This is a genomic window from Pseudomonas fragi (assembly GCF_025426255.1).
In the GTDB taxonomy this organism is placed as follows: domain Bacteria; phylum Pseudomonadota; class Gammaproteobacteria; order Pseudomonadales; family Pseudomonadaceae; genus Aquipseudomonas; species Aquipseudomonas kulmbachensis.
Genome location: NZ_CP104861.1, coordinates 3,510,791 through 3,531,242, shown reverse-complemented (window position 1 = coordinate 3,531,242; position 20,452 = coordinate 3,510,791). Strand labels below are relative to the sequence as shown.

The window sequence follows — 20,452 nt, the reverse complement described above, 5'->3', positions numbered from 1 at the left end:
CATGGACATGCGTAAGAGTGGAGTGGTCAGTGGCAGCGATTCCGGGGCGTTTACCGACCTTAATCGGCTGAACAACCTGAAGGTCGGCGACCGCGAAAGCGACGCGAATATGCGCAAGGTTGCGCAGGAATTCGAGTCGCTGTTCCTCAACGAAATGCTCAAGTCCATGCGCTCGGCAAACGAAGTGCTGGGCAAGGACAATCCGCTCAACACCCCTGCGGCCAAGCAATATCAGGAAATGTACGACCAGCAACTGTCGGTGACCCTGTCCCGCCAGGGCGGCGGTATCGGCCTGGCCGACGTATTGATGCGCCAGATGTCGAAAAACAAATCCGCAGTGCCGGGGGAGGCTACGGCCATCACGGCGCTGAACACCGAAGTCAAAACTCCGGCAGTCACTAGCACGGACAGCCCCTTTGTCCGCTCCAGTGGCCAGCGTGCGCTGTGGGCCTCGCGAGTCGCCGTCGCGCCGACTGCGGCAGAGGGCGGGCACAAAAACGATATGGCCATGCTCAATCAGCGGCGGTTGGCGTTGCCGAGCAAACTCACGGATCGCCTGCTGGCCGGGATCGTGCCGTCAGCCGACCCTGCGCGCTCGACCCTTAATACCGGCAGCGTGCCGGGGCGTACCTCGCCGGGGCTGGATGCGGTGCTCAAGGGCGGCCGCCAGCCGATGCTCAGCGCCAGCGGCGCGCATGGGCGGATGCAGATTTACGGGCGTGCCATAGCGCAGCCACCACTGGCTCCGGCCAAGCAAGCGTTCGGCTCTCCCGATGCGTTTGTCGCCACCATGCTGCCGATGGCCCAGCAGGCCGCCGCCCGTATCGGTGTCGACCCGCTGTATCTGGTGGCGCAAGCGGCACTGGAAACCGGCTGGGGCAAATCGGTAATGCGCCAGCAAGATGGCAGCAGCAGCCACAACCTGTTTGGCATCAAGGCCACCGGCAGTTGGCAGGGCGCGCAGGCGCGGGCTATTACCAGTGAGTTCAAGGGCGGGCAGATGGTCAAGGAGACAGCGGACTTCCGCTCCTACGATTCGTATCAAGACAGCTTCCACGATCTGGTCACGCTGCTGCAGAGCAACAATCGTTATAAAGAAGTGCTCAACGCTGCCGATAAACCGGAGCAGTTTGTGCGCGAGTTGCAGAAGGCCGGTTACGCGACCGACCCTGAGTACGCGAGCAAGATTTCGCAGATAGCCAAGCAAATGAAAACCTACCAGAGCTACGCCTCGACGGGTTCTCTCACGAATTTATAAGGTTTGAACCATGGCGAGTTTGATCAACATCGGGATGTCGGGGCTGAACGCCAGCCAGGGCGCATTGGCGACGGTCGGCAATAACATTGCCAACGCCAATACCTCGGGCTATTCGCGTCAGCAAATCGTCCAGGGCAGTGGCGCTTCGCAGCAAGTGGGCGGGGTGTTTATCGGCACCGGCACCACCCTGGCTGACGTGCGCCGGGTGTACAACTCCTACCTCGACGCCCAGTTGCAAACCACCACTTCGCTCAATGGCGATGCCCAGGCCTATCTCGATCAGATCGGCACGGTCGACAAACTGCTGTCGGATAAAAATACCGGTGTTTCGGCCGCGCTCAGCAGCTTCTTCAGTTCGCTGCAAACCTCTGCCAGCGCGCCCGGTGATGTGTCGGCACGCCAGCTGCTGCTGACCAGCGCACAAACCCTGAGCAACCGTTTCAACTCGATCTCGTCCCAGCTGAACCAGCAGAACGAAGGCATCAACAGCCAGTTGGACACCCTGACCTCGATGGTCAATCAGCACACGGCCACCATTGCCTCACTGAACAAGCAGATTGCCCAGGCGACTACCGCCGGCAACACGCCAAACAACCTGCTGGATGCGCGCAACGAAGCCGTACGCACCCTTAACGAATTGGTCGGAGTGAGCGTTCAGGAACACGACAACGTTTACGACATCACCCTGGGCACCGGTCAGGCGCTGGTGCAGGGCACCACCTCCAATACCCTGTCGGCGGTGCCGGGCAAGGTCGATAAAAGCCAGTACAGCATCCAGATCAATTACCAGCAGTCGAGCTCCGATGTGAGCTCGGTGCTCAGTGGCGGCAAGATCGGCGGCCTGCTGCGCTATCGCGACGATGTGCTGGCCCCGGCGATGAACGATCTGGGGCGCACCGCGATTGTGGTCGCCGATGCGATCAACAAACAGCTGGGGCAGGGGTTGGATGCAAACGGCGAATTCGGTTCGTCGATGTTCAACAGCATCAACAGTGACAAGGTCATTACCCAGCGCAGCCAGGCGGCGACCGGCAATATTGGCGCGGGTAACTTCAATGTCAGCATCGCCGACAGCGGCGCCCTGACGGCCTACGACTATCAGGTGACGTTTACCAGCGCGACCGAGTATTCGGTCAAGCGCTCGGATGGCACCGATATGGGCTCGTTCGACAGCGCGGCAACCCCGGCCAAAGTGATCGACGGCTTCACCCTGGACCTCAAGGGCGGGCCCATGACCGCTGGCGACGCATTCAAGGTCAGCCCCACCCGCAGCGGCGCGAGCAATATCGGCGTGCAAATGAGCGATGCCAATAAGTTGGCGTTTGCCGGACCACTGGTGGCCGGGGCGGGCAGCTCCAACAGCGGTACTGGCGCGGTGGGCGGCTTGAACCTGTCGTCGGCGCTGGATATTTATGGCGGGGTCAATCTGGGCAAAGCGCAAAGTGATATCGAAGGCGCGATGCCGGTGCGCATCGCGTTTGACGAGGCCGCAGCCGACGGTACACAGAGCTACCGGGTGCTGAACGAAGCAGGCAAGGAAATCGGCACAGGTAGCATCGTGCCGGGCCAGGACAACAAGGTCACGATCAATGTGCCAGTCACCAATGCTGACGGCACCACCACTCAGGTAGGTTTTGACACGGTTATCAGCGGTTCGCCGGGCAAGGGCGACAGTTTTGATATCAAGTTCAACAAGGACGGCAAGGCCGATAACCGCAACGCCAATGAGCTGCTGGGCCTGCAAACCAAAGCTACTGTGGGTGTAGGCAAGGACGGCACCGGCGGCGTCAGCATGGGAACCTCCTACAGTCAGCTGGTTTCCAAGGTCGGCGGCAAGGCCAGCCAGGCCGCTGTCGACGGCACCGCCAACGGCGCGGCGTTGGCTTATGCCAAGGAAGTGCGCAACTCGGTGTCCCAGGTCAACCTGGATGAAGAAGCGTCCAATCTGGTCAAGTTCCAGCAGTACTACACAGCCTCGTCGCAGATCATCAAAGCGGCGCAAGCAACCTTCAGCACGCTGATCAACAGTCTTTAAGGGAGCCCGCGACGATGCGTATTTCTACCTCGCAGTTTTTTGAATCGACCAGCGCCACCTACCAGAACAACTTCTCGTCGGTGATCAAGACCCAGGGCCAGATTGATTCCGGCGTGCGAATTCAGACTGCTGCGGATGACCCGGTGGGCGCAGCGCGCTTGCTGCAACTGCAACAGCAAAAAGACATGCTGGGCCAGTACTCCGCCAATATGAACAGCATCAAGGCCTCGTTGGGCGCTCAGGAAGCGGTGCTCGACAGCATCAATACCGCGTTGCAGAAGGCCGGTGAGCTGGCTCTGGGGGCGGGCAGCGGCAAAAACGACGCCGACCGCATGGCCATCGCCAATGAGCTGGGTAGCATTGAAGATCAGGTGTTCAGCCTGCTCAACAGCAAGGATACCGCGGGCAACTACATGTTCTCGGGCTCTAAAAGCGACACGCCGCCCTACACCCGTAACAACGATGGCACTTATACCTATCAGGGTGACGACACCCAGCTCAACCTTAAAGTCTCCGACACCCTGACCCTGGCCAGCAGCGATACGGCCAGGAGCATCATGGAAGGCGCGACCAATACCGGGCGCACCCAGGCGACTTTCGTCCCGGTACTGGACGCTGCGGGTGTGCCTTCGGTCAACGATGGCAAACTCTCGGTGTCTGCCGGTTTGGTGACTTCAAGCCCGGTATTCAACAAGAGCTTTGCCGAAGGCCAGCCTTACACGCTGACATTCACCAGCAGCACTCAGTACACCTTGACCGATAGCAAGGGCAATGACCTGACCTCGCAGGTTGCGGGCAATGGCGCGTTCGACCCGACCAAGGACGGCTCTCAGAGCTTCAGCCTGCACGGCGTGTCGTTCGACATCAGCCCCAACCTCAAGGACATTCCCGAGGCAGAGCGGGACGCGGCAGTGGCGGGGCGTACCTTTACCCTGGAAGCCAAGGCGGACACCTTCAACGCTTCGCGCACGCCGAGCAACACCTCGACCGCGCAAATCACCGGCTCCACGGTGACCGACCCCAAGGCCTACGGTGACAGCTTTCCGAGCAATGGCGCGGTAATCAAATTCACCAGCACCACCGAGTACGAGGTCTATGCCCAGCCACTGAGCGCCGACAGCAAGTCGATTGCCCAGGGCAAGGTTGGCGATGAGGTGCTCGGGATCACGTTTGACTTTGCCGGTACGCCTGCAGCGGGCGACCAGTTCGCGATCAACCGCAACAACCACCAGAGCCAGAACGCGCTGGATACCATCAGCCAGCTGCGTAAGGCGCTGGTGATCCCCAGCGACAAGGACCCGTTGGTCCAGCAAACGCAAAAGGACGCGATCAACGCGGCGATCGGCAACCTGAAAAACGCCAGTGCGGGGGTCGACAGTGCCCGTGGCTCGATTGGTGCGCGTTTAAAGGCGGTGGACATCCAGGCCGACGAAAATATCAGCCTGGGCCTGGCCAACGACTCCACCACCGCGGCCATCGGCAACACCGACATGGCGGGGGCCTCCATCGAACTGGCGTTCCAGAAAGCCATGCTCGAAGCCTCGCAACTGGCGTTTGTCAAAATCTCCCAGCTAAGCCTGTTTAACCAGCTTTAACCAGCTTTAACCAGCTTTAAACAGCTGCGCTAAGGCCGCTGTGTGGGAGCGAGCCTGCTCGCGATAGCCTCAACGCGGTGATTCAGGCATACCGCGTTGAGGCTATCGCGAGCAGGCTCGCTCCCACAGGGAATCTCTGTGTTCTCGTAATGTTTTGTATAAAACCTCACAAAATAGCGTGACCTATGAGTCATAACGGGCATCTTCACTGTATCGTATGAAACGTACGGGCGGGTGCAGGGCCTTTTTCAGGCTGTTTTGTCTATTTTTATGCACCCATATTCGCCGCATTCCTGCGCGTTTAAGCCCTTTTATTGTCAGCACCCCTCGATTGTGCGAGCGGGTGATCTCCAGCTATTTAGTATTGGGAAGCCACAATGATTGGCATTAAAAGCATCGCCAGTTACGTGCCAGCAAGCGGTGTAGACAACTACGCGCAAGGCGCGAAATTCTCCAAGGACGAAGAATTTATTCTGGGCAAGATAGGTTCGGCTTTTCTGCCGCGCAAAGATGCTGACCAGGAAACCTCGGATCTGTGTGTCGAAGCGGTCAACGCGCTGTTCGCCAACAACCCGCAGCTCAAGCGCGAATCCATCGACGCGCTGATCGTCGTTACCCAAAACGGCGATGCCGAAGGCCTGCCGCACACGGCCGCCATCGTTCAGGACAAACTCGGTCTGCCGACCAACGTGGCTGCCTTTGATATTTCCCTGGGTTGCTCGGGTTATGTCTACGGCATCTACGCGATGAAAGGTTTTATGGAAGCCACTGGCCTGAAAAACGGCCTGTTGATCACTGCCGACCCGTATTCGAAAATCGTTGATCCCGAAGACCGCAACACCACCATGCTCTTCGGCGACGCCGCTACTGCTACCTGGATGGGCGAAGACGCTCCCTGGCAGCTGGGCAAGGCCAAATTCGGCACCGACGGCTCCGGTGCCCCGCACCTGAAAGTCAGCGATGGCGTGTTCTTTATGAACGGCCGCCAGGTGTTCAACTTCGCGCTGCTCAAAGTGCCTGCGCACTTGAACGAGCTGCTGGAAGAGTCTGAGCTGACCTCCAAGGACATCGACGCCTTCTGCATCCACCAGGGCAGCGCGGCGATTGTTGACGCCGTGGCCCGCCGTTTTGAAGGCGAGCCGGAGAAGTTCATCAAGGACATGGTCGAGACGGGTAACACCGTGTCGTCGAGCATTCCTTTGCTGCTGGAAAAACACGTGATGGAAGCCAGCTGGAAGCGCGTAGCGCTGAGCGGTTTTGGCGTGGGCCTGTCGTGGGGCTCGGCGATCATCTATCGCCCATAAGCTTCACCCTGAAATACAAAACGCCCGTGGCCTAAAAAGCCACGGGCGTTTTGCTTTCTGACAGGGCTGATTGAATCCGTGGGAGCGGGCTTGCTCGCGAAGGCATCAACCCGGTTTCCCAGAAGTACCGAGCCGCCTGAATCGCGAGCAAGCCCGCTCCCACACTGGGGGATACCCGGCAGGTCATCCCCCGCTAACCCCCTGAAATACAAGGGATGGCCCCCTGCCAGTAAAAAAAAACAAAAAACCCCTCAAGCAACCAGCATTCACGACGATAACTATTACGAAGGTTCTCTAGGCCACACCCGGCGGTTGCCAGGGCCGGAAGCCGCAGTATTCATCCAATGAGGATTTCGTCATGGCTTTATCAGTAAACACTAACGTCACGTCCCAGACCGTTCAGAAGAACCTGAACAAAGCCGGCGACTCGTTGAGCACCTCGATGACCCGTCTGTCTTCCGGCCTGAAAATCAACAGCGCCAAAGACGACGCTGCCGGCATGCAGATCGCCAACCGTCTGACCTCTCAGACCAAAGGCATGACCGTTGCCATCGCTAACGCCAACAACGGCTCGTCGATTGCACAGACTGCTGAAGGCGCGATGCAAGAGTCGACCAACATTCTGCAACGTTTGCGTGAACTGGCCCTGCAGTCCGCGAACGGTGATAAAAGCGACGCCGACCGTGCGTCCCTGCAACAAGAATTTACTGCGAAAACCGGTGAACTGACCCGTATCGCACAAACCACTACTTACGGTGGTCGTAACATCCTGGACGGTTCGTTCACCAACCAGTCCTTCCAGGTCGGTGCTGATGCTAACCAGACTATTTCGTTTGGCATGAGCGATATCAGTGCTACTGGTTTGAAAGGTTCTTACAGCGAAGCGACTACAAGCGGTGCTGCTTTGGCTGGTTTGAGTGCGACTACAACTAGCGCATCATTGAGCACAGTTGCGGCAACTGTGGTGGCTGGTTCTGCTCCAGTCGCCACTACGGCGGGTGATAAATTTACGATTAATGGTAAAGAGATCACGTTGACAGGTGCTGCTCTAGGGAAACCTGGGGGTGATGAAGCTGCAAGTGATATTAATGATCAGTTGGCTGCAACTAATGTGAGAGCTGTTGCTGATGCTGGAGGCAAGCTGACTCTCACCTCTACCGACGGTAAGGCGATTGAGCTTGGTGATGTTGGTGCTGGTACCACTTTGAATAAGCTCGGTTTGACAGCTGGTAAGACTGAAGTTTCAGAAGTCCCAAAACTGACTGGTGATGTTATCGGTTCTAAAGGTGATATTTCTGTTAATGGTAATGCTGTGGCGTGGTCCGATACTGAAACATACACACAAGTACTGGCGAAAATTCAAACTGCCGCAGGTGCAGGAGCTAAGGCTGAACTAGCTGATGGACGTATCAAAGTTACCACTGGCAATGGAAGTGATATAAAGCTAGCCAACACAACCACGGGTGGTTCGCTGGCTCAGTTAGGTCTTTCGGCCGGTACTTCCCAAGCGAAACTGAAAGAAGACACTTCGATCGAACTCAACGGTGTTGAAGTCAAGTTCAAGAAGGGCGACACATCTGACACCATCGTTTCCTCGATCAACAGCGCCAGCACCGGTGTAACTGCCAGTAAAAACGCTGACGGCACCTTGAAGTTGTTCTCCAACAAGGACATCACTATCAAGGATGGTGCTGCTGGCACAGGTTTGGCAGATTTGGGGCTGACTCCGGCAACTGGCAAAACTGATACCACCAAAGCCACTACCGTAGAAACTAACGTGGCTAGCCTAAGCGTCCTGACTGCCGCTGACTCCCAGCGTACCGTCCAGGCTCTGGCTGATGCGATCCAGCAGATCGACACCCAGCGTTCCGCTCTGGGTGCCGTACAAAACCGTTTCACCAGCACCGTGGCCAACCTGCAGAGCATTTCCGAGAACTCCACCGCTGCACTGGGTCGCGTTCAGGATACTGACTTCGCTTCCGAAGCTGCCGAGCTGACCAAGCAACAAACCCTGCAACAGGCATCCACCGCGATCCTGTCCCAGGCTAACCAGCTGCCTTCCGCTGTTATGAAATTGCTTCAGTAATTTCAGCGCTAGGTTGAGAACAAAAGGGCGCGTTTACGTGCCCTTTTGTTTTTTCAGCGTTTGGTACTTGAAGGTGGCACGAATTGTGAAGCTGCCTGCAGCCTTGGCACTTGCTTCGTCAATAAAGCGATAGCCACCGTACAAGGAGAATACAGATGGCCAGTTCAACGATTACCGGTGTCGGCTCGGGTTTCGACACCATCGGGATTGTGAAAGCCTTGGTTGATGCTGAAAAAGCGCCCAAGCAAAGCCAGATTACTGCGCAACAAAAAGACACCACCATCCAGCTTTCCGCTGTGGGTACGGTAAAGGCTTCGCTCGAAACCTATCGCACGGCCATTGCCAAACTCAACAGCGTTTCCAGCTTCAACGGTTTGACCGCTTCGTCCAATGACGAAAAAATTTCTAAAGTCACCATCGATGACAAGGCGTCCAGCGGCAAATACGCGCTGAACGTCACTCAGTTGGCGACCGCATCAAAAATCACCAGCAAGGTGTTTGAAGGGGGCGCATCGGCGTCGGTCAACTCCAGCGAAAAAGACCAGACCCTGACCATCTCGCAGTCCGGTGACAGCTATGACGTCAAGATCCCGGCTGGCGCGACCATGCAGCAGACCCGGGACGCGATCAACACCCAGTTGCAGTCCAAGGGCATCAGCGCCAACGTTCTGACCGATGCCAACGGCTCGCGTCTGGTGATCGGCTCGCAGACCACGGGCAAGGGCACCGATATTACCGTCAGCGGTGATTCGGAACTGGCCACCGGGTACAGCGCCGGTAAACCCCCGGTGAATGCCGAGTACACCATCGATGACATCGCCATGGAGTCGTCGAGCAACAAGATCACCTCGGCCATCAGTGGCGTGACCCTTGAGTTGCTCGATACCAAGGCGTCCACCATCACCGTGGCCTCCAACACCGACACCCTGAAAACCTCGGTGCAGTCGTTTGTCACGGCCTACAACGCGCTGCTGACCAGCATCAACACCCAGACCAAGGTCACCGCCACCGGTGATGCGGCGACCACCACTGCGGGTGCCTTGACGGGTGATGCGTCGATGCGTCAGTTGGTTAACGGTTTGCGCGGCGAGCTGCTGCAAAACTCGGGTACGTCGAGTGTCGGCAACCTGGCGCAGATGGGTATCAGTACCGACCAGAAAACCGGGCTGCTGACCCTGGATGACACCAAGTGGAAAGCAGCGGTTGCCACGCCCAACGGTGCAATCGAGATTGCCAAGGTGTTTACCGGTGATACCGGTCTGATCACGCGCATGACCAAGGCCACCGAGAGCTATGTCGGTACGGCGGGGCTGTTGGCGACTCGCGCCACGGACCTGAATACCAAGCTCACCGATCTGACCACCCAGCAATCGGATCTGGACCGGCGCATGGAGTCGATGAAAACCACCCTGACCGCCAAGTACACGGCCATGGACGGTCTGATCGCCAAAATCAACGCCAGCAGCTCCAGCATCATGACCACGCTCAATTCCTTGAATAACCCTAAATCCAACTGATTTCGCCCGGCCTCACGGCTAAAGCTTTTGGCCGCTCAGTCGATATAAAAATCAATAACCAGTCATTTTTGCCTGTCACCGTAATGAGGTAGAAACATGAACCCGATGCGCGCCCTTCGTCAGTATCAGAAGGTTAATTCCCACGCTCAAATTTCCGAAGCCAGCCCCCATCGTCTGATTCAAATGCTGATGGAAGGCGGTCTGGATCGCATGGCCCAGGCCAAAGGCGCAATGAGCCGTGGTGATATCCCGCAGAAGGCGATGTTGATCACCAAGGCCATCGATATCATCACCGGCCTGCGTCAGGGCCTGGATGAAGACAAGACCGATGACAAGGCGGCCTTGCAGCAGCTGGACAGCCTGTACGAATACATGACCGTGCGCCTGACCCTGGCCAATGCCAAGAACGACCCGGAGATCATCGATGAAGTGGCCCGTCTGCTGATCACTGTAAAAAGTGGTTGGGATGCCATTGCCCCGCAATAAGCCCGAGGAGTGCGTCATGAGCCAACTGCAACGAATTCAGGAAACCCGCGAAGCGCTGATTGATGCTCTGGCCGAGCGCAATTGGGATGCCATCGGCGAGTTGGACTCGGCCTGTCGGGTGTGTGTCGAGAATGTGCTCGATGAAGCACCGCTGGATGAAGCGGTGTTGCGCGAGAATCTGGAAGGGCTGTTGGTGGTGTATCGCATGTTGCTGGAGGCGGCAACCGATGAGCGTCAGTCGGTTGTTGAGCAGATGGGGCAGATCAATCAAGCAAAAAATGCGTCAAAGGTTTACCATCTGTTCGGTTAAGGCTTAAAGAAGATGTGGTTAATCGCGTTTTAAACCGCCATAAATTTGACTATGCACAGCTTTTTGACTTAACTAGCGCGTTATTCTGTTTTCAGTCGTCTTAGATATCCAACAGGGTTAGGGCGTCTACATATGTCCTGCCATCCGGGGCATTGAGTTGACTAGGGAAGTTGCTATTGCATGTGGCGTGAAACCAAAATTCTGCTGATCGATGACGATAGCGTCCGCCGCCGCGACCTGGCGGTGATTCTGAATTTTCTTGGCGAAGAAAATTTGGCCAGCCCTAGCCACGAGTGGGAGCAGGCCGTCAGTTCCTTGTCGTCCAGCCGCGAAGTACTCTGCGTGCTTGTAGGCACGGTGAGTGCCCCCGGTGGGCCTTCAGGTTTACTTAAGACACTGGCTGTGTGGGATGAGTTCCTGCCGATCATGCTTTTAGGTGAAGTTTCTTCGGTCGACCTGCCTGAAGACCAGCGCCGCCGGGTGTTATCCAGCCTCGAAATGCCGCCCAGCTACAGCAAATTGCTTGATTCCCTGCACCGTGCCCAGGTCTATCGCGAGATGTACGATCAGGCCCGCGAGCGCGGCCGTCATCGTGAACCCAACCTGTTCCGCAGCCTGGTCGGTACCAGTCGGGCGATTCAGCATGTGCGTCAGATGATGCAGCAAGTGGCCGATACCGATGCCAGCGTGCTGATCCTTGGCGAGTCCGGGACCGGCAAGGAAGTGGTCGCACGTAATCTGCATTACCACTCCAAGCGCCGTGATGCGCCGTTTGTGCCGGTCAACTGTGGGGCGATTCCTGCCGAGCTGCTTGAAAGCGAACTGTTCGGGCATGAGAAGGGCGCTTTCACGGGTGCTATCACTAGCCGCGCCGGGCGTTTTGAGCTGGCCAATGGCGGCACGCTGTTCCTCGATGAAATCGGCGACATGCCGCTGCCGATGCAGGTCAAGCTGCTGCGCGTGTTGCAGGAGCGCACCTTCGAGCGTGTGGGCAGTAACAAGACGCAGAGTGCTGACGTGCGCATTATCGCCGCCACGCACAAAAACCTCGAAAGCATGATTGAAGTCGGCGCCTTCCGCGAAGACCTGTACTACCGCCTCAACGTATTCCCGATTGAAATGGCGCCGCTGCGTGAGCGGGTCGAAGATATTCCGTTGCTGATGAACGAGCTGATTTCGCGCATGGAGCACGAAAAACGCGGTTCGATCCGCTTCAATTCCGCTGCGATCATGTCGCTGTGCCGTCACGGTTGGCCGGGCAACGTTCGCGAGTTGGCCAACCTGGTCGAGCGCATGGCAATCATGCATCCGTACGGGGTGATTGGCGTTGTTGAGCTGCCGAAAAAATTCCGCTACGTGGATGACGAAGACGAGCAGCTGGTCGACAGCCTGCGCAGCGATATGGAAGAGCGCGTGGCGATCAACAACGCCACCACCGATTTTGTCGCCAGTGCCAATGCGATGCTGCCGCCCGAAGGTCTGGACCTCAAGGACTACCTGGGCGGGCTGGAGCAGGGCTTGATTCAGCAGGCACTCGACGACGCCAATGGCATCGTCGCCCGTGCCGCGGAGCGCCTGCGGATTCGCCGTACCACCCTGGTCGAAAAAATGCGCAAGTACGGCATGAGCCGTCGCGAAGGCGAAGAGCAGTCAGACGATTGACGTTGTAGCTCTGTAGATACTCTGTTCCAGGTCAATCCCCAGTGGGAGCGAGCCTGCTCGCGAATGATCTTCGCGAGCAGGCTCGCTCCCACGCTTGAAGTATCTCTGCAGCGGCTACATTTGCAATGCGCCCGTATCAGGCACGGGTATTGCTTCGCTTGGTGTAACGAACCGTTTTATGACGGTCAGCCAAGCGAGAACGCAGCATGTCTCAAGCCGCCATCCAACTGTCCTCTGTCCCTGATCCCTACAGCCTGCTCGAAGCTCGTGTCTCTGAGCTTGCGGGCGAGTTGGCCGTGGTCAGCGCGCAGCGCATGGCCGAGCTGGCGGAAAAAGAGCGGCTGGCCAATCGCCTGCAAAACCTCCTTGATCTGCTGCCCGGCGGGGTCATCGTGATTGATGATCGCGGCCGGGTGCGCGAGGCCAACCCTGCGGCCTGCGAGCTGCTGGGGCTCCCTCTGGAAGGCGAGTTGTGGCGCCATGTGATTGCCCGCTGCTTTGCACCCCGCGAAGACGATGGTCACGAAGTCTCCTTGAAGGACGGCCGGCGACTGTCGATCGCTACACGTTCATTGGACGCAGAGCCGGGGCAACTGGTGTTGCTCAACGACCTGACAGAAACCCGGCGCCTGCAAGACCAGCTTGCCCGCCATGAACGCCTGTCTTCGCTGGGGCGGATGGTTGCTTCCCTGGCTCACCAGATTCGTACGCCGCTTTCGGCCGCGCTGATTTACGCCAGTCACTTGACCGAGCAGGCACTGCCGGTAGAAACCCAGCAGCGCTTTGCCGGGCGCCTCAAGGAGCGTCTGCACGAGCTTGAACATCAGGTGCGTGACATGCTGGTGTTTGCCCGTGGCGAACTACCGCTGACCGATCGGGTTACTCCCAAAGTCCTGATGCAAACCCTGCAGGCCGCAGCGCAAACCCATGTCCAGGGCGTCGAAATACGCTGGCAGTGCGACGCCTATACAGGGCAGTTGCTGTGTAATCGCGACACCTTGGTCGGTGCGCTGCTGAACTTGATCGAAAACGCCCTGCAAACCGGTGCCGCGCAGGTGCGGCTCAAAGTCCACTTGTACCGTCGTGACAACAGTCTGCGGTTGTGTGTCAGTGACAGCGGCAGTGGTATTGAGCCCAAGGTTCTGGCGCGCTTGGGTGAGCCGTTTTTTACCACCAAAGCCACCGGCACCGGCCTTGGGCTGGCGGTGGTCAATGCCGTGGTGCGAGCGCATCAGGGTCAGTTGCAATTACGTTCGCGGCTGGGGCGTGGCACCTGCGCCTTGCTCTGTTTACCGCTGATTCCCGGTGTGGCGGAGGCAAACTGATGGTGATGCGAATTAACGTGCTGCTGGTCGAGGACGACCATGCATTGCGCGAGGCCTTGGCGGACACTTTGTTGTTGGCCGGGCATGGGTTTCGGGCCGTCAGTTCGGGCGAGGAAGCGCTGGCGGCAGTCGCCCTGGAGTCATTCAGCCTGGTGATCAGCGATGTCAACATGCCGGGCATGGATGGCCATCAACTGCTTGCCCGCCTGCGCAGCAGTCAGCCGCAATTGCCGGTGTTGCTGATGACGGCTCACGGCGCCGTGGAGCGTGCCGTGGATGCAATGCGTCAGGGCGCGGTGGACTATCTGGTCAAGCCGTTTGAGCCCAAGGCCCTGCTCGATCTGGTGGCCCGCCATGCCCTGGGCAGTCTAGGGGTGGCGGACACTGAAGGTCCGGTGGCGGTGGAGCCGGCCAGCGCGCAACTGCTGGAGCTGGCAGCAAGGGTGGCCCGCAGTGACGCAACGGTGCTGATCTCGGGCGAGTCGGGCACTGGTAAAGAGGTGCTGGCGCGCTATATCCACCAGCACTCCCATCGGGTCAATCAGCCGTTTGTGGCGATCAACTGCGCAGCCATCCCCGACAACATGCTTGAAGCCACGTTGTTCGGTCATGAAAAAGGCTCGTTTACTGGCGCCATTGCAGCCCAGGCGGGCAAGTTCGAGCAGGCGGATGGCGGCACCTTGCTGCTCGACGAAATTTCCGAAATGCCGCTGGGTCTGCAGGCCAAATTGCTGCGCGTGTTGCAAGAGCGTGAAGTGGAGCGGGTTGGCGGGCGCAAGCCGATCGTGCTGGATATCCGCGTGGTGGCGACCACCAACCGCGATCTGGCGGGCGAAGTGGCGGCGGGGCGCTTCAGGGAAGATTTGTACTACCGTCTTTCGGTGTTTCCGCTGGCCTGGCGCCCTTTGCGCGAGCGCACTGCCGATATCCTGCCGCTGGCCGAGCGCTTGCTGGCTAAATACATCAGCAAAATGAAGCACACGGCGGTGGGGTTTTCCGCGGATGCCAAGGCGTGCCTGAGTACTTACCCGTGGCCTGGCAATGTGCGTGAGCTGGATAACGCCATTCAACGTGCGTTGATCCTGCAGCAGCGCGGATTGATCGAGGCGGCAGATTTTTGCCTGGCCGGGCCTGTGGCCTGCGCGCCATTGCCGCCGTTAGCGGTTGAAATGCCGGAATCGCCCGGCGGATTGGGCGACGACCTGCGCCGCCGAGAGTTTCAGATGATCATCGACACCCTGCGGGCCGAGCGCGGCCGCCGCAAGGAAGCCTCCGAGCGGCTGGGTATCAGCCCGCGTACCCTGCGCTACAAGCTGGCGCAGATGCGCGATGCGGGGATGGATGTTGAGGCCTATCTGTTTGCATCGAGCTGACAGGTCGGCCCTTTTTTTTGTGGGAGCGAGCCTGCTCGCTATGCAAGCGCAGCGGTTTATCAGGTGCATATGGTGATGCCTTCGCGAGCAGGCTCGCTCCCACATAGTTGATTGACTCTTTACCTGCGACGTTTTGTAACGTTAATTGTTATAGAACGACAAAGAGCTGGCACTCTTGTTGCTACACCTCGGTATGCGCTGTGAAAGTGTCAAAAAATTGCGGGTCGTCGGAGGCAGTTGTCCATGAGCCAAGGTATTGAATTTAATCGATTGATGTTGGACATGCGGGCCATGCAGATGGACGCCATGGCTCAGCCGAAATCGGCTGTGCAGGCCGCTCCCGAAGCGGGTGCCAGCAGCTTCTCCGACATGCTCGGCAATGCGATCAACAAGGTCAGCGAAACCCAGCAGGCGTCGAGCCAGTTGTCGAATGCGTTCGAAATCGGCAAGAGTGGCGTCGATCTGACTGACGTGATGATTGCTTCCCAGAAGGCCAGCGTTTCTTTCCAGGCCTTGACCCAAGTGCGTAACAAGCTGGTTCAGGCGTACCAAGACATCATGCAGATGCCGGTTTAAGGGCGATATAAAGTCATGGCAGATGCACTCCCGGATAACGTTCCGGCCCCAGCAGGCTCAGGCGGCAAGTCGTCGCTGTTTGGCCTGTCCTTCCTCGATAATCTGGCTGATATGACCATGCTGCGTCAGGTCGGCCTGATGGTCGGCCTGGCGGCGAGCGTGGCGATTGGTTTTGCCGTGGTGTTGTGGTCGCAGCAGCCCGATTACCGGCCGCTGTATGGCAGCCTGGCCGGTATGGATGCCAAGCAGGTCATGGAAACCCTGGCCGCTGCAGATATTACCTACACCGTTGAACCCAACTCGGGTGCCTTGCTGGTCAAGGCCGATGACATCTCCCGTGCACGGCTCAAGCTCGCCGCCGCAGGCGTCAAGCCGACTGATGGCAATATCGGTTTTGAGATTCTCGACAAGGACCAGGGCCTGGGTACCAGCCAGTTTATGGAAGCCACGCGCTATCGCCGTGGTCTGGAAGGCGAACTGGCGCGCACCATTTCCAGCCTCAATAACGTCAAGGGCGCCAGGGTTCACTTGGCCATCCCTAAAAGCTCGGTGTTTGTGCGCGATGAGCGCAGGCCCAGCGCTTCGGTACTGGTTGAGCTGTACGCAGGCCGCTCGCTGGAGCCTGGCCAGGTACTGGCGATTGTCAATCTGGTGGCCACCAGCGTGCCGGAGTTGAGCAAGTCGCAGATCACCGTCGTCGACCAAAAAGGCAACCTGCTCTCGGATCAGGGCGAAAATTCCGAATTGACCATGGCTGGCAAGCAGTTCGATTACAGCCGCCGCATGGAAGGCATGCTGACCCAGCGTGTGCACAACATTCTGCAGCCGGTGCTGGGTAATGACCGCTACAAGGCCGAAGTGTCGGCCGATGTGGATTTCAGTGCAGTCGAGTCCACCTCCGAGCAGTTCAACCCCGATCAACCGGCCCTGCGCAGCGAGCAATCGACCAGCGAGCAGCGTACTGCCAGCAACGGCCCGCAAGGGGTGCCCGGAGCCTTGAGCAACCAGCCGCCGAGCCCGGCCACAGCCCCGCAGCAAGCCGGTCGGGGCGCTGGCGCCACGGGTATGATCCAGCCGGGTCAGCCGTTACTCGATGCCAACGGCCAGCAAATCATGGACCCGGGCACCGGTCAGCCGATGCTGGCCCCGTACCCGGCCGACAAGCGCTCGCAATCGACCCGCAACTTTGAGTTGGACCGCTCCATCAGCCACACCAAGCAGCAGCAGGGCAGGGTCAATCGCCTGTCGGTGGCGGTGGTGATCGACGACAAGCTCAGCGTCAACCCGGCCAACGGTGAAGTCACCCAGGTGCCGTGGAGCACCGATCAGCTGGCGCGCTTTACCCGCTTGGTACAGGACGCGGTGGGCTTTGATGCCAGTCGCGGCGACAGCGTCAGTGTGATCAACGTGCCGTTCTCCACCGAGCGTGCTGAAGTGATCGCCGATATTCCGTTCTATTCGCAGCCCTGGTTCTGGGATGTGGTCAAACAAGTACTGGGCGTGCTGTTTATTCTGGTGCTGGTGTTTGGTGTGTTGCGCCCGGTGCTCAACAACATCACCGGCCATGGCCGCAACAAGCAAACGGCAGGTATTGGCAGCGATGCCGAAATGGGCGGTATGGGCGGTCTGGATGGCGAGTTGGGTAACGACCGTGTCAGCCTCGGCGGCCCGCAAAGCATCCTGTTGCCAAGCCCGAGCGAAGGCTATGACGCCCAGTTGAATGCAATCAAGAGTCTGGTCGCTGAAGATCCGGGCCGTGTAGCCCAGGTAGTAAAAGAGTGGATCAATGCCGATGAGTGATAACCGTGCCGCCGCCGCCAAACTGAGCCGGGTCGACAAGGCGGCAATTTTGCTGCTGTCGCTTGGCGAAACCGACGCGGCCCAAGTTTTGCGGCATATGGGCCCCAAGGAGGTTCAGCGGGTCGGTGTGGCGATGGCGCAAATGCGCAACGTACACCGTGAGCAGGTCGAGCAGGTGATGAGCGAGTTCGTCGAAATTGTCGGCGACCAGACCAGCCTTGGCGTCGGGTCGGACAGCTACATCCGCAAAATGCTCACCTCGGCCCTTGGCGAAGACAAGGCCAATGGTCTGATCGACCGTATTCTGCTGGGCGGCAACACCAGCGGCCTGGACAGCTTGAAGTGGATGGAACCGCGGGCAGTGGCCGACGTGATCCGCTTCGAGCACCCGCAGATCCAAGCCATTGTGGTGGCCTACCTTGACCCGGATCAGGCGGGCGAAGTGCTCGGTCACTTTGATCAAAAGGCGCGTTTGGACATCATCCTGCGGGTCTCGTCGCTGAACACCGTGCAGCCGGCGGCGCTCAAGGAACTGAACCAGATCCTCGAGAAGCAGTTCTCCGGCAACTCCAATGCGGCCCGCACCTCTCTGGGCGGCGTGAAGCGGGCGGCCGATATCATGAACTTCCTCGACAGTTCGATGGAGTCGCAACTGATGGACTCGATTCGCGATATCGACGAAGACCTGTCCGGGCAGATCGAAGACCTGATGTTTGTCTTCAATAATTTGGCCGACGTTGACGACCGGGGCATTCAGGCGCTGCTGCGCGAGGTATCTTCGGACGTGCTGGTGCTGGCGCTCAAGGGCTCCGACGAGAACGTGCAGGAAAAGATTTTCAAGAACATGTCCAAACGTGCTGCCGAGCTGCTGCGCGACGATCTGGAAGCCAAGGGGCCGGTACGCGTCAGCGATGTCGAAACCGCGCAGAAGGAAATTCTCACCATCGCCCGCCGTATGGCCGAAGCCGGAGAAATTGTTCTCGGCGGGAAGGGCGGCGAAGAGATGATCTAAGTGAGCAGCGGCGAGTCTCCCGGTGATGTGATCCGCGCCAAGGATGTTGGCGCCTTCGATGTATGGGGGCTGCCCAGCTTTGACCCGTGGCGCGAACCCGAAGCGCCTGAACCCGAGCCGGTCGAAGAGCTGCCGGTCGAGATGGAAGAAGTGCCGCTGGATGAAGTCCAGCCATTGACCCTCGAAGAGTTGGAAAGCATTCGTCAGGAGGCCTACAACGAAGGCTTCGCCACTGGTGAAAAAGAAGGTTTTCACAGCACTCAGCTCAAGGTCCGCCAGGAAGCAGAAGTGGCTCTGAACGCCAAGGTCGCCAGCCTGGAGCGCTTGATGAGCAGCCTGTTGGCGCCACTTGCCGAGCAGGATCAACAGCTGGAAAAAGCCATGGTCGGGCTGGTCGAACATATGACCCGACAAGTGATACAGCGCGAACTGAAAACCGACTCCACTCAGATCGAAAAAGTGCTGCGTGAAGGCCTGAAGCTGCTGCCGATGGGCGCCGAAAATATCCGGCTGTTTATCAATCCGCAGGATTTCGATCAGATCAAGGCCTTGCGCGAGCGCCATGACGAGCACTGGCGGATTGTCGAAGACGACAGCTTGCAACCCGGCGGCTGCCGCATTGAAACCGAACACAGCCGGATCGATGCCAGCATCGAAACTCGGGTCAAGCAGGCCATGAGCCAGTTGTTTGACCAACTCCACGAACAGGCGCTGCACCCGGCGGCGCCTGATATTGAAATCGACCTCGATGCACCTTAAGCGCACCAGCTTTGCCAAGCGCCTGAGCACCTATGCCCCGGCCGTGTCGTTGCCCGTGCAGCCAGTGGTCGAGGGGCGCTTGCTGCGCATGGTCGGCCTGACTCTTGAAGCTGAAGGCTTGCGTGCTGCCATGGGCAGCCGTTGCCTGGTGATCAATGACGACAGCTTTCACCCGGTGGAAGTCGAAGCCGAGGTCATGGGCTTTTCCGGCGGCAAAATTTTCCTGATGCCCGTGGGCAGTGTGGCCGGAATTGCCCCCGGCGCCCGGGTGGTGCCGCTGGCCGATAATGGCCGCTTGCCCATGGGCATGAGCATGCTCGGGCGGGTGCTGGATGGCGCCGGGCGCGCGCTGGACGGCAAAGGCCCGATGAAGGCCGAAGACTGGGTGCCAATGGACGGTCCCGCGATCAACCCGCTCAAGCGCGATCCGATCAGCGTGCCGCTGGACGTGGGTATTCGTAGCATCAACGGTTTGTTGACGGTCGGGCGCGGCCAGCGTTTGGGCCTGTTTGCCGGTACAGGGGTGGGCAAGAGTGTGCTGTTGGGGATGATGACCCGCTTTACCGAGGCCGACATTATCGTGGTCGGTCTGATCGGTGAGCGGGGCCGTGAGGTAAAGGAGTTTATCGAGCACATCCTTGGTACCGAAGGGCTCAAGCGCTCGGTGGTCGTGGCGTCGCCCGCCGATGACGCGCCATTGATGCGGTTGCGTGCGGCCATGTATTGCACGCGGATTGCCGAATATTTTCGCGACAAGGGCAAGAACGTCCTGTTGCTGATGGACTCCCTGACCCGCTTCGCCCAGGCCCAGCGGGAAATCGCCTTGGCCATTGGCGAGCCGCCTGCGACCAAGGGCTATCCGCCTTCGGTATTTGCCAAGCTGCCCAAGCTGGTGGAGCGTGCCGGTAATGCCGAGGCGGGTGGTGGTTCGATTACCGCGTTTTATACCGTGTTGTCCGAAGGCGATGACCAGCAGGATCCGATTGCCGACTCGGCGCGAGGCGTACTCGACGGCCATATCGTCTTGTCCCGGCGCTTGGCCGAAGAAGGGCACTACCCGGCCATCGACATTGAAGCGTCCATCAGCCGGGTGATGCCGTCGGTGGTGACGGCAGAGCACATGCGCCGGGCGCAGCAGTTCAAACAGCTGTGGTCGCGCTTCCAGCAGGCGCGGGACTTGATCAGCGTCGGTGCCTACGTGCCGGGCGGCGACCGCGAAACCGACACCGCAATCTCCCTGCAACCGGCGATGGTGGCGTACCTGCGCCAAGGGCTGAACGACAACATCAGCCTGGCCGAAAGTGGCGGCCATCTGGGCAGCATCTTTGCGCCGGCAGCGGGTGGTTAATCGATC

General features: G+C 58.8%; 16 protein-coding genes. All 16 read left to right on the top strand.

Annotation, left to right across the window (positions count from 1 at the left end):
* Position 1: 1 nt before the first annotated feature.
* The 16 genes from flgJ to fliI all read left to right on the top strand — a co-directional run bounded on the left by flgJ (position 2) and on the right by fliI (position 20,446).
* Positions 2–1,258 (top strand): flagellar assembly peptidoglycan hydrolase FlgJ, encoded by a 1,257-nt coding sequence (gene flgJ, locus N7D90_RS16385; RefSeq protein WP_261738988.1) that lies wholly within the window; start codon positions 2–4, stop codon positions 1,256–1,258.
* 10 nt (positions 1,259–1,268) lie between these two features.
* Positions 1,269–3,293 (top strand): flagellar hook-associated protein FlgK, encoded by a 2,025-nt coding sequence (gene flgK, locus N7D90_RS16380; RefSeq protein WP_261738987.1) that lies wholly within the window; start codon positions 1,269–1,271, stop codon positions 3,291–3,293.
* A 14-nt stretch (positions 3,294–3,307) separates the two neighbouring features.
* Positions 3,308–4,888, top strand: a complete 1,581-nt coding sequence (locus tag N7D90_RS16375; RefSeq protein WP_261738986.1) for a flagellar hook-associated protein 3 — start codon at positions 3,308–3,310, stop codon at positions 4,886–4,888.
* Between the two features lie 377 nt (positions 4,889–5,265).
* Complete coding sequence (locus tag N7D90_RS16370; protein WP_261738985.1) at positions 5,266–6,192, top strand: ketoacyl-ACP synthase III; 927 nt, start codon at positions 5,266–5,268, stop codon at positions 6,190–6,192.
* 358 nt (positions 6,193–6,550) lie between these two features.
* Positions 6,551–8,278, top strand: coding sequence for a flagellin (locus N7D90_RS16365; protein ID WP_261738984.1), 1,728 nt, complete (start codon positions 6,551–6,553; stop codon positions 8,276–8,278).
* Positions 8,279–8,433: 155 nt separating this feature from the next.
* A complete protein-coding gene (gene fliD, locus N7D90_RS16360) occupies positions 8,434–9,795 on the top strand; it encodes a flagellar filament capping protein FliD (RefSeq protein WP_261738983.1) in 1,362 nt (453 codons plus the stop codon).
* 96 nt (positions 9,796–9,891) lie between these two features.
* On the top strand, positions 9,892–10,281 hold the full coding sequence (gene fliS / locus N7D90_RS16355) for a flagellar export chaperone FliS (RefSeq protein WP_261738982.1): 390 nt from the start codon (positions 9,892–9,894) through the stop codon (positions 10,279–10,281).
* Positions 10,282–10,297: 16 nt separating this feature from the next.
* Positions 10,298–10,591, top strand: coding sequence for a flagellar protein FliT (locus tag N7D90_RS16350; protein WP_261738981.1), 294 nt, complete (start codon positions 10,298–10,300; stop codon positions 10,589–10,591).
* A 180-nt stretch (positions 10,592–10,771) separates the two neighbouring features.
* Complete coding sequence (locus tag N7D90_RS16345; protein WP_261738980.1) at positions 10,772–12,253, top strand: sigma-54 dependent transcriptional regulator; 1,482 nt, start codon at positions 10,772–10,774, stop codon at positions 12,251–12,253.
* A 206-nt stretch (positions 12,254–12,459) separates the two neighbouring features.
* Positions 12,460–13,578 carry a sensor histidine kinase gene (locus N7D90_RS16340; RefSeq protein WP_261738979.1) on the top strand — a complete coding sequence of 373 codons (1,119 nt, stop codon included), beginning with the start codon at positions 12,460–12,462 and terminating at the stop codon, positions 13,576–13,578.
* Positions 13,579–13,583: 5 nt separating this feature from the next.
* Positions 13,584–14,951, top strand: a complete 1,368-nt coding sequence (locus N7D90_RS16335) for a sigma-54-dependent transcriptional regulator (RefSeq protein WP_261742463.1) — start codon at positions 13,584–13,586, stop codon at positions 14,949–14,951.
* A gap of 243 nt (positions 14,952–15,194) precedes the next feature.
* Positions 15,195–15,527 (top strand): flagellar hook-basal body complex protein FliE, encoded by a 333-nt coding sequence (gene fliE / locus N7D90_RS16330; RefSeq protein ID WP_016781577.1) that lies wholly within the window; start codon positions 15,195–15,197, stop codon positions 15,525–15,527.
* Between the two features lie 15 nt (positions 15,528–15,542).
* Positions 15,543–17,327: a flagellar basal-body MS-ring/collar protein FliF gene (gene fliF / locus N7D90_RS16325; RefSeq protein ID WP_261738978.1), complete on the top strand. Its 1,785-nt coding sequence runs from the start codon at positions 15,543–15,545 to the stop codon at positions 17,325–17,327.
* The gene (gene fliG / locus N7D90_RS16320; protein WP_261738977.1) at positions 17,320–18,339 is read left to right on the top strand and encodes a flagellar motor switch protein FliG; all 1,020 of its coding nucleotides are present in this window, start codon (positions 17,320–17,322) and stop codon (positions 18,337–18,339) included. The genes fliF and fliG overlap by 8 nt, the downstream gene beginning before the upstream one ends.
* Positions 18,340–19,098, top strand: coding sequence for a flagellar assembly protein FliH (gene fliH, locus N7D90_RS16315; protein ID WP_261738976.1), 759 nt, complete (start codon positions 18,340–18,342; stop codon positions 19,096–19,098).
* Positions 19,088–20,446 (top strand): flagellar protein export ATPase FliI, encoded by a 1,359-nt coding sequence (gene fliI, locus N7D90_RS16310; protein ID WP_261738975.1) that lies wholly within the window; start codon positions 19,088–19,090, stop codon positions 20,444–20,446. The genes fliH and fliI overlap by 11 nt, the downstream gene beginning before the upstream one ends.
* Positions 20,447–20,452: the final 6 nt, after the last annotated feature.

What these genes read in the sequence shown, in the direction of transcription:
- N7D90_RS16370 (WP_261738985.1), top strand. Translation starts at nt 5,266, where the DNA reads ATGATTGGCATTAAAAGCATCGCCAGTTACGTGCCAGCAAGCGGTGTA.
- fliD (WP_261738983.1), top strand. Translation starts at nt 8,434, where the DNA reads ATGGCCAGTTCAACGATTACCGGTGTCGGCTCGGGTTTCGACACCATC.
- flgK (WP_261738987.1), top strand. Translation starts at nt 1,269, where the DNA reads ATGGCGAGTTTGATCAACATCGGGATGTCGGGGCTGAACGCCAGCCAG.
- N7D90_RS16345 (WP_261738980.1), top strand. Translation starts at nt 10,772, where the DNA reads ATGTGGCGTGAAACCAAAATTCTGCTGATCGATGACGATAGCGTCCGC.
- N7D90_RS16365 (WP_261738984.1), top strand. Translation starts at nt 6,551, where the DNA reads ATGGCTTTATCAGTAAACACTAACGTCACGTCCCAGACCGTTCAGAAG.
- flgJ (WP_261738988.1), top strand. Translation starts at nt 2, where the DNA reads ATGGACATGCGTAAGAGTGGAGTGGTCAGTGGCAGCGATTCCGGGGCG.
- N7D90_RS16375 (WP_261738986.1), top strand. Translation starts at nt 3,308, where the DNA reads ATGCGTATTTCTACCTCGCAGTTTTTTGAATCGACCAGCGCCACCTAC.
- N7D90_RS16350 (WP_261738981.1), top strand. Translation starts at nt 10,298, where the DNA reads ATGAGCCAACTGCAACGAATTCAGGAAACCCGCGAAGCGCTGATTGAT.
- N7D90_RS16340 (WP_261738979.1), top strand. Translation starts at nt 12,460, where the DNA reads ATGTCTCAAGCCGCCATCCAACTGTCCTCTGTCCCTGATCCCTACAGC.
- N7D90_RS16335 (WP_261742463.1), top strand. Translation starts at nt 13,584, where the DNA reads ATGCGAATTAACGTGCTGCTGGTCGAGGACGACCATGCATTGCGCGAG.
- fliS (WP_261738982.1), top strand. Translation starts at nt 9,892, where the DNA reads ATGAACCCGATGCGCGCCCTTCGTCAGTATCAGAAGGTTAATTCCCAC.
- fliG (WP_261738977.1), top strand. Translation starts at nt 17,320, where the DNA reads ATGAGTGATAACCGTGCCGCCGCCGCCAAACTGAGCCGGGTCGACAAG.
- fliE (WP_016781577.1), top strand. Translation starts at nt 15,195, where the DNA reads ATGAGCCAAGGTATTGAATTTAATCGATTGATGTTGGACATGCGGGCC.
- fliF (WP_261738978.1), top strand. Translation starts at nt 15,543, where the DNA reads ATGGCAGATGCACTCCCGGATAACGTTCCGGCCCCAGCAGGCTCAGGC.
- fliI (WP_261738975.1), top strand. Translation starts at nt 19,088, where the DNA reads ATGCACCTTAAGCGCACCAGCTTTGCCAAGCGCCTGAGCACCTATGCC.